Below are 15,780 nucleotides of genomic sequence, written 5' to 3'. Positions count from 1 at the left end.
CCGGGGTTGAAGCGGCCCTGCTGGTCCCGCCCGGTCCGGCCCGCCCTGCCACGGGCCCGCTGTTCCTGCGGCTGGGCAGCGGCCCCGTTCGGCGTGCCCCGGGGTTGAAGCGGCCCTGCTGGTCCCGCCCGGTCCGGCCCGCCCTGCCACGGGCCCGCTGTTCCTGCGGCTGGGCAGCGGCCCCATTCGGCGTGCTCCGCGGTTGAAGCGGCCCTGCCGGTCCCGCCCGGCCCGGCCCGCCCCGCCACGGGCCCCCTTCCCGCGGCCGGGCAGCGCCCCCCTCACCGTGCCCCGCAGCCAAAGCCGCCCGCCGACCCCGCCCCGCCCCGCCACGAGCCCCCCTTCCCGCGGCCGGGCAGCGCCCCCCTCACCGTGCCCCGCAGCCAAAGCCGCCCGCCGGCCCCGCCCCCGGAACCCCCCGTTCCTGCGGTCGGGCGGCGGCCGATCGGGGGCAAAGGTGGGGGTGGGCGCGGTGTGGGGGGCTCGGTGGGGCATGTTCACGGAGGGGAACTCCCCGTCACCGCGAGGCCCTGGCCATGTCCCCGCCGGGCCGCCGGTGGCCCGTACGCAACGCCGCCCGCGGTGCCGCTTCCGTACCTCCGACGGGATGCGCCCGGCGGTCCGTCCCGCAAAGGTCACACATGCGCCTGTGCAGTTCCCCCGCCTCCGGCGTGGCCACCGCCGTGGCCGTCGCCCTCGCCCTCAGCCTCGCCCTCGCCGTCCTCGGGGCGCCCGCCCGAGCCGGGGAGGGCACGGTGGCGGCCCCGGCGCCCGCGCCCCCCGCCCCGCGCGCCGGGTTCGAACCCAGCTGCGCCCCCGCCGACCGCGCGGACTTCCCCATCGACGCCCGCATCCACGAGGGCCCCCGCACCTACCGGCCGGGCGGCGGCGGACAGGAGTGGTCGATCGCCCTCACCAACGCCACCGGTGAACCCTGCGACCGCGTCCACCCCCTCGTCGTCCTGGTCGGCGAGGAGCGGTCGCTGCGCCCCGAGCACATCCGCCTGGAGTTCCACGACGGCTCCCGCTGGCACCCCGTGGCGTTCCACAGGACCGACCAGAGCGAGAACGTCGGCGTCTTCGACCACGGGTTCGGCGGTTTCACGGTCGGACCGGGCAAGACCGTCACGGCCAAGGTGCGCATGGGCTTCACCGGCGACGCCGTCGCCGGCGGCGTCACGGCCACCGCCGCCCTCGTCCAGCGCAGGAAGAACGACGGCGACTGGGTCGGCGAGTCCAACCCCTACACCTTCGACATCGCCCCCGACGCCCCCGCCGTGCTCTCCGCCGACCAGCTCGCGCAGACGGGCGAGCGCTTCCTGCTCGTCCTCGGCGGCGCCGCCGGCGTCCTCGTCCTCGGCGGCGCCGCCCTCGTCGCGGCCGCCCGCCGCCACCGCGGGGGGACGGCGGGCAGAAACCGCTGACCTGCCGTTCACGTACGTCTGCGAACATCCCCGGGTGGATCAACAGAACCCCGCCGACCTGCTCGGCCACGCGCCGGGCGCGCCCATCCGCTCCGGCGTCCCCGAGCACGGGCGCGTCCCCAAGTACTACGCCGTCAAGGCCAGGATCTCCGCCCTCGTGGACGAGTTGGGCGAGGGCCAGGCGCTGCCCGCCGAGCGGGACCTCGCCCTGCGGTACGGGGTGGCGCGGGAGACCGTGCGCCAGGCGCTGCGCGAACTGCTCCTGGAGGGGCGGCTGCGCAGGCAGGGGCGCGGCACGGTCGCCGCGGGCCCCAAGCTGGAGCAGCCGCTGTCGCTCGCGAGCTACACCGAGGGCGTACGGCGGCAGGGGCGCACGCCCGGCCGTGCCCTGATCTCGCTCGACCGCTTCCCGTGCCCGCCCGCGCTCGCCGCCGAGATCGGGGCCGTGCCCGGCGAACCGGCCTGGCACATGGAGCGCGTGCTGCTCGCGGACGAGGAGCGGGTCGGCCTGGAGAGCACCTACGTCTCCGTGGCCCGCGTGCCCCGCCTCGACGCCGACTTCGCGCCGGACTCCTCCTTCTACGCCTACCTCCGCGACGGACTCGGCATCGCCTTCGGTGACGCCGACGAGCGGATCGAGACGGTCCTCGCCACGCCCCGCGAGGCCCTGCTCATCGGCACGCCTCCCGCCCTGCCCATGCTGCTCATCCACCGGCTCTCCCGCGACACGGCGGGCCGCCCCATGGAGCGGGTCCGCACCCTCTACCGGGGCGACCGGTTCTCCTTCACCACGCGGCTCGGCGGCTGAGGCGGAAGCGGTCACGGCCGTCCCGCCGGAGTTGAGTGATAACGGAAAGGTAACGGGTCTAGTCCAAGCTTGACGGCCCGTTAACCGTCCCGTTGCCGCCCGGTCCCGTCCGTGCCACCCGGCGGCAGGAGCGTTGCCGCCGTGAGAGTCATCGTCGTAGGAGCCGGCGTGGTGGGAACCATGCACGCCTGGCACGCAGTGGAACGCGGCCACGAGGTCGTACAGATCGAGCGCGAGAGCGAGGCCCGCGGAGCCTCCCTCCGCAACTTCGGGCAGATATGGGTGAGCGGGCGCGCGGGCGGCGAGGAGCTCGACACCGCGCTGCGCGCCCGCGAGCTGTGGGAGGGCATCGGCGAGCGCGTGCCGGGCCTCGGCTTCCGGGCCAACGGGTCCCTGACCCTCGTCCGCGGCGAGCGCGAGCGCGCCGTCGCCGAGGCCGCGCTCGCCAGGCCCGACGTGGCGGCCCGCGGCTACGAGCTGCTCACCGCCGAAGAGGCCCGCGCCCTCAACCCGGCCCTGCGTGGCGACTTCCTCGCCGCCCTGTGGTGCGAGCGGGACGCCGCCGTGGAGCCCCGCACCGCCCAGCTCCGGCTGCGGGAGGAGCTGCTGAAGTCGCCCCGCTACACGTTCCTGCCCGGCCGGGAGGTCCGCGAGGTCGTCGGCGCCGGCGCGGTACGGGACGACCACGGGGACGTGCACCGCGGTGACGTCGTCGTGCTGGCCACCGGCGCCTGGCTCGGCGGCCTGGTGCGCGAACTGGCGGGGCCGGACCTGCCGGTGCGCCGCGTCCGCCTCCAGATGATGCAGACCGAACCGCTCGGTGAGCCGCTCACGACGTCCGTGGCCGACGCGGACAGCTTCCGGTACTACCCGGCGTACGCCTCGCCCGCGCTCGACGCGCTCAACGCCGAGCAGGCGCAGACGCCGACCGCCGCCGCGCACAGGATGCAGCTCCTGATGGTGCAGCGCGCGGACGGCGGCCTGACCATCGGCGACACCCACGAGTACGAGCACCCCTTCGCCTTCGACACCCTCGAAGACCCCTACGACCACCTCACCGAGGTCGTCGAGAGCTTCCTCGGGCGCCCGCTGCCGAAGATCGGGCGGCGCTGGGCCGGGGTGTACGCGCAGTGCGTCGACACCAGCCGTGTCGTCCACCGCCAGGAGGTGCGCGAGGGCGTGTGGCTCGTCACCGGGCCCGGCGGGCGCGGCATGACCTGCTCGCCGGCCATCGCCGAGCGGACCGCGAACGAGCTGGGCTGGTGAGGGAGATGATCATGGAGCAGCAACGCGTCGGGCTCGTCGTGCTCGACATGGCGGGGACGACCGTCGCCGACGGGGGCCTCGTCGAACAGGCATTCTCCGCCGCCGCCGGAGAACTCGGCGTCGAACCGGGCTCCGCGGACCACGCCGAGAAGCTGGCCTACGTACGCGCCACGATGGGCGAGTCCAAGATCTCCGTGTTCCGGCACCTGTTCGGCGAGGAGACGCTCGCGCGGCGGGCCAACACGGCCTTCGAGAAGGCGTACGGAGAGCTGGTCGACGGCGGCCGGATCGCCCCGATCCCCGGGGCACGGGAAGCCGTCGACGAGCTGCGGGCGGACGGCCGCACCGTGGTCCTGACCACCGGCTTCGCCCGCGTCACGCAGGACGCCATCCTGGACGCGCTCGGCTGGCGCGGCCTCGTCGAGCTGACCCTCTGCCCCGCCGACGCGGGCGGTCGCGGCCGGCCCTACCCCGACATGGTGCTCAGCGCCTTCCTGCGGACCGGGGCCGTGGCGGACGTGCGGGAGGTCGCCGTCGTGGGGGACACCGCGTACGACATGACGAGCGGGGTGCGGGCCGGGGCCGGTGTCGTCGCGGGCGTGCTGACCGGCGCCCACGGCGAGGCCGCGCTGCGGGAGCACGGCGCCACCCACGTCCTCGCCTCGGTCGCCGAACTGCCCGCGCTGCTCGCCAGGGAGGGCACATGAGCGGCAGCGGCATCCGCTTCGACCGGGTCTCCGTCGCCTACGACGGCAACACCGTCCTCGACGCGCTGGACCTGACCGTCGAACCCGGCGAGGTCATGGCCCTGCTCGGGCCCTCCGGGTCCGGCAAGACGACCGCGCTGCGGGCCGTGGCGGGGTTCGTGCGGCCCGTGTCGGGGCGGGTGTTCATCGGCGGGCGCGACGTCACCGGGCTGCCGCCGCACCGGCGGGGCATCGGCATGGTCGTCCAGCAGTACGCCCTCTTCCCGCACCTGCGCGTCAAGGACAACGTGGCCTTCGGCCTGCGGGCCCGGAAGGCCGCCAAGGCCGAGATCCCGGGGCGGGTCGCCGAGGCCCTGGAGATGACGGGCATGGGCGCCTACGCCGAGCGGTACCCGCGCGAGCTGTCCGGCGGCCAGCAGCAGCGCGTCGCCATCGCGCGGGCCCTGGCCATCAGGCCCGGGGTGCTCCTGCTCGACGAGCCGCTGTCCGCGCTCGACGCGCAGCTCCGCTCGGGCATGCTCGCCGAACTCGCCCGGCTCCACCGGGAGCTGCCCGACGTCTCCATCCTGTACGTCACGCATGACCAGGTCGAGGCGCTGACCCTGGCCGACCGCATCGCCGTCATGGACCGGGCCGGGCTCCAGGACTGCGGGACCCCGCAGGAGCTCTACCGGGCGCCCCGCACGGAGTTCACGGCCTCGTTCGTCGGCAACGCGAACCTCCTCCCGGTGACCGTCGGCGCGGGCACCGTCTCCCTCGCCGGGGCCGGGCCGAAGGGGGCCGGGCCGAAGGGGCCCGAGCTGAAGGTCGACACCGCGGGCGCCGCGCCCGGCGCGACCGCCACGCTGTGCGTCCGCCCGCACCTCGTGGGCCTCGGCGACGGACCCAACGCGCTCACCGGCCACGTCAGCGAGGTCCAGTGGCGGGGCGCCACGCACCGGCTCCACGTCGACGTGGCCGGGGAGCTGATCAAGGCGGACGTCCGCGAACTGCGCACCCCGCCCGCCATCGGGGACCGGGTCACCGTGCACTTCGCCCCGGAGGACGCGGTGCTGCTCACCGCGGCCGTGACCGAGGGCGCGGACGCGTCCGGGAGGGCGGGGGTGGCCGCCGATGGCTAGCGCCACGCTCGCCGCGGCCCCCGCGCGGCCACCCCGTGCCGTGCCCCGCTGGGTGTGGGCCCTGCCGCCCGTCGCCGTGCTCGGGCTCGTCTTCCTCTACCCGCTCGCCCTCGTCGTCCAGCAGTCCGTGCGGCCGGACACCGGAGGGACCTCCCTCAAGCCCTACGCGGACGTCTTCGCCTCCGAGGCCTTCCGGGAGGCCCTCGCCACCACCGTGTGGCTGGCGCTCGGCTCGACCGTCGGATGCCTGGTGCTCGGGTTCGCGCTCGCGCTGGTCATCGCCTTCGTGCCGTTCCCCGGCGCCCGGGCCGTCTCCCGGTTCATCGACGTCTTCCTCTCCTTCCCGTCCTTCCTCATCACCCTCGCCCTGCTCTTCGTCTACGGCACCAAGGGCATCGCCAACGGCGTCTGGACGGACGCGACGGGGGCCGCCGCGGGGCCCTTCCAGTTCCTGACGACGCCGTGGGGCGTGCTGCTCGCGGAGATCACGTACTTCACGCCGTTCGTGCTGCGCCCGCTGCTCGCCGCGTTCTCGCAGCTCGACACGGCCCAGCTCGAAGTGGCCTCCAGCCTCGGCGCGAAGCCCGCCAGGATCGTGCGCCGCGTCATCCTGCCCGAGGCGCTGCCCGCGCTCGCCGCCGGCGGCAGCCTCGTCCTCGTCATGTGCCTGAACGAGTTCGGCATCGTGCTCTTCACCGGCGCCAAGGGGGTCACCACCCTGCCCACGCTCGTCTACGGCAAGGCGATCCTGGAGTCCGACTACCCGGCGGCCTGCGTCGTCGCCGTCGTCAACATCGCGATCTCCGTCGGCCTCTACGGCCTCTACCGGGTGGTGAGCCGACGTGCTGGTGCATAGCCGCGGCGGCAGGTGGGCCGCCTGGGCCCTGTTCGCCGTCCTCTTCCTGCCCCTCTTCGCGCTGCCGCTCCTGGTGATCGTCGCGGCCTCCTTCTCCGCCCACTGGTCGGGCGCCTTCCCCTCCGGCCTCACCACCGGGCACTACGCGGCGGCCACCCGCGGGGAATCCCTCCAGGCCCTCACCACCAGCCTGGTCACCGCCGTCACCGCGAGTCTCCTCGCGCTCGCCGCCGGGTCCTGGGCCGCGCTCGCCGCCGCCTCGCTGAAGCAGGGACCCCGGTGGTCCCGGATCGCGGGGAGGGTGCTCGACACGCTCTTCGTGCTGCCGGTCGCCGTGCCCTCGGTCGTCGTCGGGCTCGCCGTCCTCGTCGCGTTCAGCGAACCGCCGATGCTCCTCAACGGCACCCGGTGGATCGTCGTCCTCGCCCATGCCGTCCTCGTCACGGCCTTCGCCCACCAGTCGGTCTCGGCCGCCCTCGCGCGGCTCGACCCGGCGTACGAACAGGCCGCCGCCTCGCTCGGCGCCAGGCCCTCGTACGTCCTGTGGAGGGTGAAGCTGCCGCTGCTCCTGCCCTCCCTGAGCGCCGCCGCCGGGCTCTGCTTCGCGCTCTCCATGGGCGAGCTGAGCGCCACGATGATGCTCTACCCGCCCGACTGGACGCCGCTGCCGGTGCGGATCTACGCGGCCACCGACCGCGGCTCGACGTTCACCGGAGCCGCCGTCGCCGTCGTCCTGATGGCGGCGACCCTGCTGGTGCTCCTCGCCGTCTCCCGCGTCCGCACCCGCGCCTCCTACCGCTGACCCGCCCACCCGTCTTCCCGCTCGCCCGCAAGGAGTACCCCACGTCATGTCCCGCGCCCCGCAGACCAGAACGCTCGCCGCCGTCGCCGGCGCCCTCGTGCTCACCGGCTCGCTCACCGCGTGCGGCAGCGGTTCCGCCGCGTCCGACGACAAGGTCGTCACCGTCTACAGCGCCGACGGCCTCAAGGGCGAGAACGGCGACGGCTGGTACGACCAGGTCTTCAAGGACTTCGAGAAGAAGACCGGCATCAAGGTCAACTACGTCGAGGGCGGCTCCGGCGAGATGGTGCAGCGCGCCGTCCGCGAGAAGTCCAACACCCAGGCCGACGTCCTGATCACGCTGCCGCCCTTCATCCAGCAGGCCGACGACAAGGGCCTCCTCCAGTCCTACGAGCCCGAGGGCTCCGAGGAGGTCGACGGCTCCGCCAAGGACGCCGACGGCAAGTGGACCGCCGTCGTGAACAACTACTTCGGCTTCATCCACAACAAGAAGGAACTGCCCGGCGGCAAGGCCCCCAAGACCTGGGAGGACCTCACCGAGGACACGTACAAGAACAAGGTGCAGTACTCCACGCCCGGCGTCGCGGGCGACGGGACGGCCGTGCTCATCAAGGCCATGCACGACTTCGGCGGCAGGAAGCCGGCGATGGCGTACCTGAAGAAGCTCCAGGGCAACAACGTCGGCCCGTCCGCCTCCACGGGCAAGCTCGCGCCGAAGGTCGACAAGGGCGAGCTGCTCGCCGCCAACGGCGACGTGCAGATGAACTACGCCCAGTCCAAGGACATGCCGAACCTGCGCATCTGGTTCCCCGCCAGGGAGGGCGGCAAGCCGACGACGTTCGCCCTGCCGTACGCGGCGGGCCTGGTCACCAAGGCGCCCCACAACGCCAACGCGAAGAAGTTCCTGGACCACCTCCTCAGCCGTGAGGCGCAGGCCCAGGTCAGCTCGGTCGGCGGCGGCTTCGCGGCCCGCAAGGACATCAAGGCCACCGACGCCGACGCCATCGCCCTCGACCGCATCGTCGAGGGCGTCGAGGTCTTCGAACCGGACTGGACGGACATCTCCGAGAACCTCACCTCGTACGTGGAGGAGTGGAAGTCGGCGACGGGGAGCTGACGGGGAGCTGACCGGACCGGAACGCGGCCGATTCCGGACGAGATCGGCGGGGTCAAGATCACCGCTACCTGATTAGGGTGGGGGCGTCGGCACAGCGCTGTCCCGGCGCCCCTCAGAACCCGCAGACCGCAGGAGTACACCCCATGGCAGAGCGCAAGCCCATCGAGTCGTGGCTCACGGACATGGACGGCGTGCTGATCCACGAGGGCGTCCCGATCCCGGGTGCCGACGCCTTCATCAAGAAGCTGCGTGAGTCCGGCAGGCCCTTCCTCGTCCTCACCAACAACTCCATCTACACCGCGCGCGACCTCCAGGCCCGGCTGAACCGCATGGGCCTCGACGTGCCCGTGGAGAACATCTGGACGTCCGCGCTCGCCACCGCGAAGTTCCTGGAGGACCAGCGCCCCGGCGGCACCGCCTACGTCATCGGTGAGGCGGGCCTGACCACCGCGCTGCACGACATCGGGTACGTCCTGACCGACCACGACCCCGACTACGTGGTCCTCGGCGAGACCCGCACGTACTCCTTCGAGGCCATGACCAAGGCCGTCCGCCTCATCAACGGCGGGGCCCGCTTCATCTGCACCAACCCCGACGAGACGGGGCCCTCCACCGAGGGGCCGCTGCCCGCCACGGGCGCCGTCGCCGCACTGATCACCAAGGCGACCGGCAAGAAGCCGTACTTCGCGGGGAAGCCGAACCCCCTGATGATGCGCACCGGGCTCAATGCCATCGGGGCGCACTCCGAGACCAGCGCCATGATCGGCGACCGCATGGACACCGACGTCCTGGCCGGTCTGGAGGCCGGGATGGAGACGTTCCTCGTCCTCACCGGTCTGACCTCCCGCGCCGGCATCGACCAGTACCCGTTCCGGCCCTCCACGGTCGTGGACTCCATCGCCGACCTGGTCGACCGGATCTAGGGGCACGGCGGGGGCACGACCCGTTTGCCACACACCGGTGGGCGGTGGCGCGCACCGCGCGTGAACCTCGGAGCAGGAGGTTCACGATGTGTATAGGCCCCATAGCTCTGCGCGCCGCCCCCGCGGCCCTGGCCCTGGCCATGGTGCTGCCGGGCGGCGCGGCCCACGCCCACGACCAGGGGTCCGTACGGGCCGAGGTCGCCCCGTCGAGCGCCGTGCCCGGCGCCACCGTGGAGGTGAGCGTCTCGGGCTGCGAGGACACGACGGGGACGGCGGGGTCCGGAGCCTTCGAGGGGGACGCCCGGCTCACGGGACAGGACGGCGGCTCCCGCACGCTGACCGGCAGCGCCCGGATCAGAGAGGGCCTGACCGGTACGTTCGACCTGACCGTCAGCTGTGACGGCCACCCCCACCAGGGCGTCGGCGAGGTCGCCGTGGAGCAGCACGGCCCGGCGCCCGAGGCCCCTGCCAAGGCCGGTGGCGGCGGCACGAGCAACATCGCCGCACGCACCTCCGACGAGGCGGACGACCCCTCCCAGGCGGGACCCGGCACCCGGCACGCCGTGGTCGGCCTCGTCCTCGCCGGTGCGGCGGCCGTCGCCGTGGCCTTCCGCAGCGTCCGACGGCACCGCCCCGAGTGACGGGCGGACGTGAGCATGTCCGGTGACGCACCCCCACCCGGGCACGGACGCCTCCTTACCGGGGTCGCCTGGGCGGTACTCCTCGCGGGCCTCGGTCTCGGCGGCAGCGGCCTCTCCGAGCTGGGCGGCGGCCTCGCCGCACCCGCCACGGGCGACGTGGCGGCGGTCGGCCGCCCCCTCGGCGCCGGGCTGCCGCGCGCCCAGCGGCCGCTGGCCCCGGCCCGGCCGCACCGCGTCGACGTGCCGGCCCTCGGCATCCAGGCCCCGGTGAGCGCCCGCGGCCTCGACCCCGACGGCGCCATCGACCCCCCGCCCTTCGAACAGGCCGACACCGTCGGCTGGTACGGCGGCGGCACCCGCCCCGGGGCCCCCGGCGTGGCCCTCTTCGTCGGCCACGTCGACACGCGGACCAGGCCCGCCGTCTTCCACGACCTCAGCGCGGTGCGCCCGGGGCAGGAGATCCGGGTGGCCCGCGACGACGGCACGACCGCGGAGTTCACGGTCGAGGACGTCGAGGTCGTCACCCGCGAACACTTCGACGCGGCGAAGGCCTACGGCCCCCACGAGGAGGACCGCGCGGAGCTGCGCCTGATCACCTGCGGCGGCGCCTTCGACCGGGCCGCCCACACGTACACGGCCAACGTGATCGTCTCGGCCTACCTCACGGGGGCCGACCGCGCGGGCGGGCCCGGCGGGGCGGAGGAATGAGCCCGCGGGCCGAGGGGTAGCCGGGCCCGGACGCACCCTCCGTCACTTGGGCATCACCGCAGGTGGAGGCCGCTGCCGGAGGCTTCGGTAACAGCTCTTCCACAGGTCCTCGCGCAGGACGGACGGGCCTCGTGGGCAGGGGAGGCGTATGTCAGGATTGAGTCACCGACAGTGCACCCAAGGGGGAGTGGATGTACCGCAAAGGCACCGGCCGCGGACGCGTCTTCGCGGCCAGGGGGGTGAGGACGGGAGCCGCGCTGGTGGGGGCCGCGCTGCTTCTTTCCGCGTGCTCCTCCCCCGATGACGACCCGGGCGGCGACTCGGGTACGCCGGTCACACAGCAGCCCAAGGGCAAGGACCCGTACTGGGTCAACCCGCAGGGCAACGCGGCCAAGCAGGTCGCCGCCTACGAGAAGGACGGCAAGAAGGACGACGCCGAGCTGATACGGAAGATCGCCGAACAGCCCGTCGCCGAGTGGATCGTCCCGGAGAACGCGGAGGAGCAGGCGCGCGGCTTCACCGAGGCCGCCACCAAGGCCGACCGGGACGCCCTCCTCGTCCTCTACAACATCCCGCACCGCGACTGCGGCCAGTACTCCGGCGGCGGCGCGGCCGACGGCAACGCCTACCGGGCCTTCGTCGACCAGGTGGCCAAGGGCATCGGCGACCGCCGCGCCACCGTCATCCTGGAGCCGGACGCGGTGCTCCACATGGTCGACAACTGCACGCCCGAGCAGTTCCACGAGGAGCGCTACGACCTCCTCAAGGGCGCCATCGGCACGCTCAAGTCCCTGAAGAACACCAAGGTGTACCTGGACGCGGGCAACGCGGGCTGGAAGAACCCCGACTCGCTGTGGGAGCCCCTGAAGTGGTCGGGCGTCGAGCAGGCCGACGGCTTCTCGGTGAACGTCTCCAACTTCCAGACGACCGCGGCGAGCGCCGACTTCGGCAAGAAGCTGTCGGCGAAGATCGGCGGGAAGCCGTTCGTCATCGACACGGCGCGCAACGGCAACGGCCCCTACACCAAGGGCAAGGACCCCTGGTGCAACCCGCCCGGCCGCGCGCTGGGCGAGGTGCCCACGACGAAGACGTCCGACCCGCTCATCGACGCGTACCTGTGGATCAAGCGGCCCGGCGAGTCCGACGGGACGTGCAGGGGCGGACCGAAGGCCGGGCAGTGGTGGCCGGAGTACGCACTGGGGCTGGCCAGGGCCGCCGGCTAGGGGCGCGGGGAACTGCGCGAGCAACCACAGAGAAGCCGCAGACGCATCTGCGCGGATCTCCGGCAGATGCGTCTGCGGCCTTTCGCGGGCTGAACGCGCAGTTCCCCGCTCCCGCAGGGGGCGTTGCCTACGGCACGTGGACCCAGCGGGCCTCGCTGGGCGTGCCCTGGTCGTCCGTGACGAAGAGCATGTACCAGCCGGTCTCCACCAGGCTGCGGTTGTCCGGGACCGTCACCGTGACCTTGCCGGGCGACTTCTTCAGGTCGAGCGCGATCGACGTCTGGTCGATGTCCGTGACGTGCGTCGAAGCGCTCGGCTTGATGAGCCGCGCCGTCTTGATGGCGGAGGAGTGCTTCGTCGGGAAGGTCCCGCTCCCGCCCCGCTCGATGTTCTTCGGGCCCTTGCCCAGCGTGGGCCGCGAGCCGTGGTACAGGTACGGCGGCGTGTAGATCTCGATGCGCTGCTCGAACACGCCGGGCTTCGTGTTGGCCTTGTCGGCGTAGAGCGAGTCGGAGCCGAAGAACATCACGCGCCCGTCGGGCAGCAGGATCGACCCCGAGTGGTAGTTGCGGCCCACCTCGGGGTCGGCGACCCGGCGCATCTCGCCGGTCCTGGCGTCGTAGATGCGGGCCTGGTGGATGTTGGAGTCGCTGCGCCCGCGGTAGTCCTCCGAGCCGCCGGAGATCAGCACGGTGTCGTCGGGCAGCGTCGATATCTGCGGGTAGCGCGTGCCCTTCTCCAGCGCCGGGCCGTCCACGAACCTCGGGGCGTCCGCCTTCAGGTCGACGATCCGGGTCTTGTTGCTCGACTCCTTGGACTCACCGACACCGCCGCCGCCGACCACCATGTACTTCTGGTCCTGGGCGGGCGGCAGCTCCACCGTGCCCGAGGTCTCCATCAGCTCGGGGTCGCTCAGGCCCGGGATGCCCTTCCACTTGTTGGTCTCCAGGTCCCAGATGCCGGGCTTGCGGCCGACGTCGTCGGGACCGTAGCCCGCGTTCGAACCGGAGTAGAAGAGCTTGCCGTCGGTCATCTGGAAGATCGCCGGGTAGGTCGGGAACTGCCGGATGCCCTCGGTGTACGTCCACTTCTTGGTCTTCGGGTCGTACACCTCGTTCTTGCCGGGGACGAGCTGGCCGATCTCGTCGAGGCCGGAGGTGGAGAGGACCTTGCCGTCACTGAGCGTGGTCAGCGTGGGGTACCAGCGCGCCTCGTTCATCGGGTCGACCTTGATGTACCGCTCCGCCACCGGGTCGAACTCGAAGGTGTCCTTGATCCCCTGGAAGTCCTTCTTGTCCAGGGCGAGCTTCTGGGCCATGCCGTAGACGTTGCGGGTGTCGGAGCCCTTCAGGCCCTGGATGCGGTAGTTGTCCTGGGTGCCCGTCTCGTACTTGGTGCCGCTCTTGGCCGCCTCGACGTAGACGCGGCCGAGGCCCGGCTCGGTCCGCAGGAACCTGCCGGTCTGCTTGTCGAAGACCTTCTTCGCCTTCTCGACGAGGATGTTGTCCTGGGAGACGAAGGTCTTGCCGTTCTTCTTGCCGGTGAACTTCGTGCCCGCGGGGATCGTCTTCGGCTCGTCCGGGTCCTCGTTGTGGACGATCATCAGGCCGCCGGCCTTGGTGATGTCGCCCTTCAGCTTCTCGTAGCGCTGCGTACCGCCCGCGATCAGCAGGTTGCCGTTGCCGAGCTGGGTGTGGCCCGTGCAGAACAGGTCGGTGGGCGTCGGGATCTTCTTGATGGTCCCCTTGACCGGGTCCCAGAGCCGGGTGTCGAACTTCTTCGCGTCGAAGTTCTTCTGGTTGTTGCCCGACCCCGCGACGAGGAGCACCTTGCCGGTGTGCAGCAGGGCCGCGTGGATCGTGTTCTGCCGGTACTCCTCGGGGAAGTCCACGACCTCCCAGTGGCCGTTGTCCGCCTTGTACTCCGGCTGGTTGATCTTGTAGTCGTGGTACTTCTCCGAGCCCACGCGCCACAGCCACGGGCCGTTCATGCCTGCCAGCGCGACGACGACCGCCGCGCCTATCGCGATGCGGCGGGCACGGCGGCGGCTGGAACGGTCTTTCATTTCTTACGTCCCCCAAGGGAAATCTGCATGGTCTGGTCGGGCGATGCCCAACTGGGCTTCTGCTGTGGCGCGTGCGGCAGAGGGACGGCCGGGTCCGCCTCGGACGGCGGCCCCGAAGGGCCCGCTCCCGTGCCGGACCTGCGCTTCTTCTTGTCCTGCCGCATGCCCCAGCGCCACGCGAAGATCGGCGCCGCCGTGATCAGGAGGGCGAACGTGGCCCAGGTGATCATCGCGGGGTGCGCGTGCCCGTACACGAAGGAGGCGGCCATCGAGGCGCCGAAGACCAGGATGAAGAACAGGTGGATGCGGAACGTCCCGAACAGGGTGTCCGGGCTCGCCGAATCGCCCTTGGGGGTCACCACGAACCTGCTCTTGCGCCGCAGGGCCGCGTCGAGGAGTGAGCGCGCGTAGACCGGCGCCGAGAGCGCCGACATCACCATGCCCGCCACACCGCCGGAGCCCTCGGGCTCGTGCGGGGAGACGTTGTGCCTGCGGTTCCAGATGTAGAGGCCGATCTGCAGCGCGGAGGCGTTGCCGTACAGCATCAGCCAGATGGTCGGGTCGATGTTCACGCCGGACGCGCCGAGCCCCAGGAACAGCGCGCAGCTCAGCGCGGCCAGAATCCAGTTCATGGCGGACATCGGGTAGAAGATGACCATCATGGTGTAGTTGAAGAGGCGGCCCGGCGGGAGCGAGAACGGCGCCTTCCAGAACTGCTTGAGGATCGTCTCGTACGTCCCGCGCGACCAGCGGAGCTGCTGGGTGAAGAAGTCCGTCCAGGCGTTGGGGCCCTCGCCGACCGCGAGGACGTCGGGGGTGTAGACCGACTTCCACTTCCTGCCGGTCGCCGGGTTCGTCGCGCGGTGGATCTCGAAGCCCGTGGCCATGTCCTCGGTGATCGAGTCGTACAGGCCGCCGATCTGCTTCAGGGCCTTGATGCGCACCGCGTTGGAGGTGCCGACGAACATCGGGGCGCCGTAGGCGTTGCCCGCGCGCTGGATCAGCGCGTGGAAGAGGAACTGCTGCGACTCGGCGGCCTTGGTGACGAAGTTGTCGTAGTTGCCGTACACCTGCGGGCCGATGACGAAGCCGACGTTCTCGTCCCGGAAGAAGCCGAGCATCCGCTCCAGGTAGTTCGGCATCGGGATGTGGTCGGTGTCCACCGAGGCGAAGTAGTCGTAGTCGTCGCCGTGCGCGTCGAGCCAGGCGTTGTAGTTGCCGTGCTTCGTCTTGGCGCGGTGCGGGCCCTTCGTCATGTTCCACTTCGCCACGCCCTTGCGCGAGAAGTGGCGCACGCCGAGCCGCAGGCAGACCTCCTTGACCTCAGGGTCGTCACCCTCGTCGAGGAGCCAGACGTGCATCGTGCCGCGGTGCCGGATCTTGACCGCGGCCTCAAGGGTCTTCGTCACCATCTCGATCGGCTCCTTGCCGGGCACGAAGGAGGTGAGGAAGGCGACTCTGGTGCCCGTCTCGGGCACCACGGGTATGGGGTCGCGGGCGACGAGGGTCGCGTGCGCGTTGGAGAGGACGTTCATGCAGCGGAAGAACTCGATCAGGCCGATCGATACGAGCATGACGACGTCGAGCACCGGCAGCCAGTCGTTGGCCACGTAGTCCCGCTTCGTCCAGTGCTCGGGCTGGAGCAGCCAGCCGAGCAGGACCAGGGAGAGCAGCGGGGCCGCGCCCAGCATCAGCGCGGCCCGTATCTTGTGCGGCTCCTGCGAGAGCAGTGAGCGGTACTTCACCTTGTACGGTTTGCTCGGGTCCGGCTGGGTCAGCGGGCCCGCGAGCCGGCTGTAGTGCTCGTAGTCGTACCGCGGCAGGGTTCTCTTGATTCTCCGGAACCCGCCCGTCCGGTGCGAGACGGCCCTGAGCCGGGTCGTTTCTGACGGGTCGTTCTGCCGCGCGCCCGTCGGCGTCGACGTCATGAGTCATCCCCCCGCACGCGGTCGCCCGCGCGTTCGTTGGTCCTTCCGTCGACGCGGGTCCCCTCCGACCCTCATCGACGCATCAGTGGCAGGCCACCGTCCTCTTAGACATGGAACGACAACCTTCCGGTTGCATGATGCCCCCCTAGGCATCGCGACACGAACGGGACCCCCATCCCTGCCTTGTCGCG

Annotated in this window: 14 protein-coding genes; 12 read left to right on the top strand and 2 right to left on the bottom strand. The window is 71.9% G+C overall.

Features of this window, described 5'->3' with window-relative positions:
• Positions 1-641 precede the first annotated feature (641 nt).
• From AB0I16_RS10980 to AB0I16_RS10925, 12 genes are all read left to right on the top strand, one after another.
• Positions 642-1,424, top strand: coding sequence for a hypothetical protein (locus tag AB0I16_RS10980; RefSeq protein ID WP_363248988.1), 783 nt, complete (start codon positions 642-644; stop codon positions 1,422-1,424).
• Between the two features lie 34 nt (positions 1,425-1,458).
• Positions 1,459-2,232, top strand: a complete 774-nt coding sequence (locus AB0I16_RS10975) for a GntR family transcriptional regulator (protein WP_363248987.1) — start codon at positions 1,459-1,461, stop codon at positions 2,230-2,232.
• 141 nt (positions 2,233-2,373) lie between these two features.
• Positions 2,374-3,498 (top strand): TIGR03364 family FAD-dependent oxidoreductase, encoded by a 1,125-nt coding sequence (locus AB0I16_RS10970; protein WP_363248985.1) that lies wholly within the window; start codon positions 2,374-2,376, stop codon positions 3,496-3,498.
• Positions 3,499-3,509: 11 nt separating this feature from the next.
• Positions 3,510-4,205, top strand: a complete 696-nt coding sequence (locus AB0I16_RS10965; protein WP_363248983.1) for a phosphonatase-like hydrolase — start codon at positions 3,510-3,512, stop codon at positions 4,203-4,205.
• Positions 4,202-5,326, top strand: a complete 1,125-nt coding sequence (locus tag AB0I16_RS10960) for an ABC transporter ATP-binding protein (protein WP_363248982.1) — start codon at positions 4,202-4,204, stop codon at positions 5,324-5,326. Before AB0I16_RS10965 ends, AB0I16_RS10960 begins: the two co-directional genes overlap by 4 nt.
• On the top strand, positions 5,319-6,182 hold the full coding sequence (locus AB0I16_RS10955) for a 2-aminoethylphosphonate ABC transporter permease subunit (RefSeq protein ID WP_363248980.1): 864 nt from the start codon (positions 5,319-5,321) through the stop codon (positions 6,180-6,182). Before AB0I16_RS10960 ends, AB0I16_RS10955 begins: the two co-directional genes overlap by 8 nt.
• A complete protein-coding gene (locus AB0I16_RS10950) occupies positions 6,169-6,984 on the top strand; it encodes an ABC transporter permease subunit (RefSeq protein WP_363248979.1) in 816 nt (271 codons plus the stop codon). Before AB0I16_RS10955 ends, AB0I16_RS10950 begins: the two co-directional genes overlap by 14 nt.
• A gap of 46 nt (positions 6,985-7,030) precedes the next feature.
• The gene (locus tag AB0I16_RS10945; protein WP_363248978.1) at positions 7,031-8,101 is read left to right on the top strand and encodes a 2-aminoethylphosphonate ABC transporter substrate-binding protein; all 1,071 of its coding nucleotides are present in this window, start codon (positions 7,031-7,033) and stop codon (positions 8,099-8,101) included.
• A 143-nt stretch (positions 8,102-8,244) separates the two neighbouring features.
• Positions 8,245-9,024, top strand: a complete 780-nt coding sequence (locus AB0I16_RS10940) for an HAD-IIA family hydrolase (RefSeq protein WP_363248977.1) — start codon at positions 8,245-8,247, stop codon at positions 9,022-9,024.
• Between the two features lie 86 nt (positions 9,025-9,110).
• Positions 9,111-9,665 (top strand): hypothetical protein, encoded by a 555-nt coding sequence (locus AB0I16_RS10935; RefSeq protein WP_363248976.1) that lies wholly within the window; start codon positions 9,111-9,113, stop codon positions 9,663-9,665.
• A gap of 15 nt (positions 9,666-9,680) precedes the next feature.
• Positions 9,681-10,373, top strand: coding sequence for a class F sortase (locus AB0I16_RS10930; protein WP_363248975.1), 693 nt, complete (start codon positions 9,681-9,683; stop codon positions 10,371-10,373).
• 191 nt (positions 10,374-10,564) lie between these two features.
• Positions 10,565-11,596, top strand: a complete 1,032-nt coding sequence (locus AB0I16_RS10925) for a glycoside hydrolase family 6 protein (protein WP_363248974.1) — start codon at positions 10,565-10,567, stop codon at positions 11,594-11,596.
• A gap of 127 nt (positions 11,597-11,723) precedes the next feature.
• Here the strand turns inward: AB0I16_RS10925 and AB0I16_RS10920 are convergent, their stop codons facing one another.
• Positions 11,724-13,661 carry a kelch motif-containing protein gene (locus AB0I16_RS10920; RefSeq protein WP_363248973.1) on the bottom strand — a complete coding sequence of 646 codons (1,938 nt, stop codon included), beginning with the start codon at positions 13,659-13,661 and terminating at the stop codon, positions 11,724-11,726.
• Positions 13,658-15,589, bottom strand: a complete 1,932-nt coding sequence (locus AB0I16_RS10915) for a glycosyltransferase family 2 protein (RefSeq protein WP_363248972.1) — start codon at positions 15,587-15,589, stop codon at positions 13,658-13,660. The genes AB0I16_RS10920 and AB0I16_RS10915 overlap by 4 nt, the downstream gene beginning before the upstream one ends.
• Between the last annotated feature and the right edge of the window lie 191 nt (positions 15,590-15,780).

The sequence above is a fragment of the Streptomyces sp. NPDC050703 genome (genome assembly GCF_040654435.1).
GTDB lineage: Bacteria > Actinomycetota > Actinomycetes > Streptomycetales > Streptomycetaceae > Streptomyces.
Note: the sequence above shows the minus strand (reverse complement) of the source record. Positions and strands in the feature narration are given on the sequence as shown.

Bases quoted from the DNA above. Each gene is read 5' to 3' on its own strand.
- AB0I16_RS10965 (WP_363248983.1), top strand. From the start codon at position 3,510: ATGGAGCAGCAACGCGTCGGGCTCGTCGTGCTCGACATGGCGGGGACG.
- AB0I16_RS10930 (WP_363248975.1), top strand. From the start codon at position 9,681: ATGTCCGGTGACGCACCCCCACCCGGGCACGGACGCCTCCTTACCGGG.
- AB0I16_RS10980 (WP_363248988.1), top strand. From the start codon at position 642: ATGCGCCTGTGCAGTTCCCCCGCCTCCGGCGTGGCCACCGCCGTGGCC.
- AB0I16_RS10925 (WP_363248974.1), top strand. From the start codon at position 10,565: ATGTACCGCAAAGGCACCGGCCGCGGACGCGTCTTCGCGGCCAGGGGG.
- AB0I16_RS10955 (WP_363248980.1), top strand. From the start codon at position 5,319: ATGGCTAGCGCCACGCTCGCCGCGGCCCCCGCGCGGCCACCCCGTGCC.
- AB0I16_RS10920 (WP_363248973.1), bottom strand. From the start codon at position 13,661: ATGAAAGACCGTTCCAGCCGCCGCCGTGCCCGCCGCATCGCGATAGGC.
- AB0I16_RS10940 (WP_363248977.1), top strand. From the start codon at position 8,245: ATGGCAGAGCGCAAGCCCATCGAGTCGTGGCTCACGGACATGGACGGC.
- AB0I16_RS10935 (WP_363248976.1), top strand. From the start codon at position 9,111: ATGTGTATAGGCCCCATAGCTCTGCGCGCCGCCCCCGCGGCCCTGGCC.
- AB0I16_RS10945 (WP_363248978.1), top strand. From the start codon at position 7,031: ATGTCCCGCGCCCCGCAGACCAGAACGCTCGCCGCCGTCGCCGGCGCC.
- AB0I16_RS10960 (WP_363248982.1), top strand. From the start codon at position 4,202: ATGAGCGGCAGCGGCATCCGCTTCGACCGGGTCTCCGTCGCCTACGAC.
- AB0I16_RS10915 (WP_363248972.1), bottom strand. From the start codon at position 15,589: ATGACGTCGACGCCGACGGGCGCGCGGCAGAACGACCCGTCAGAAACG.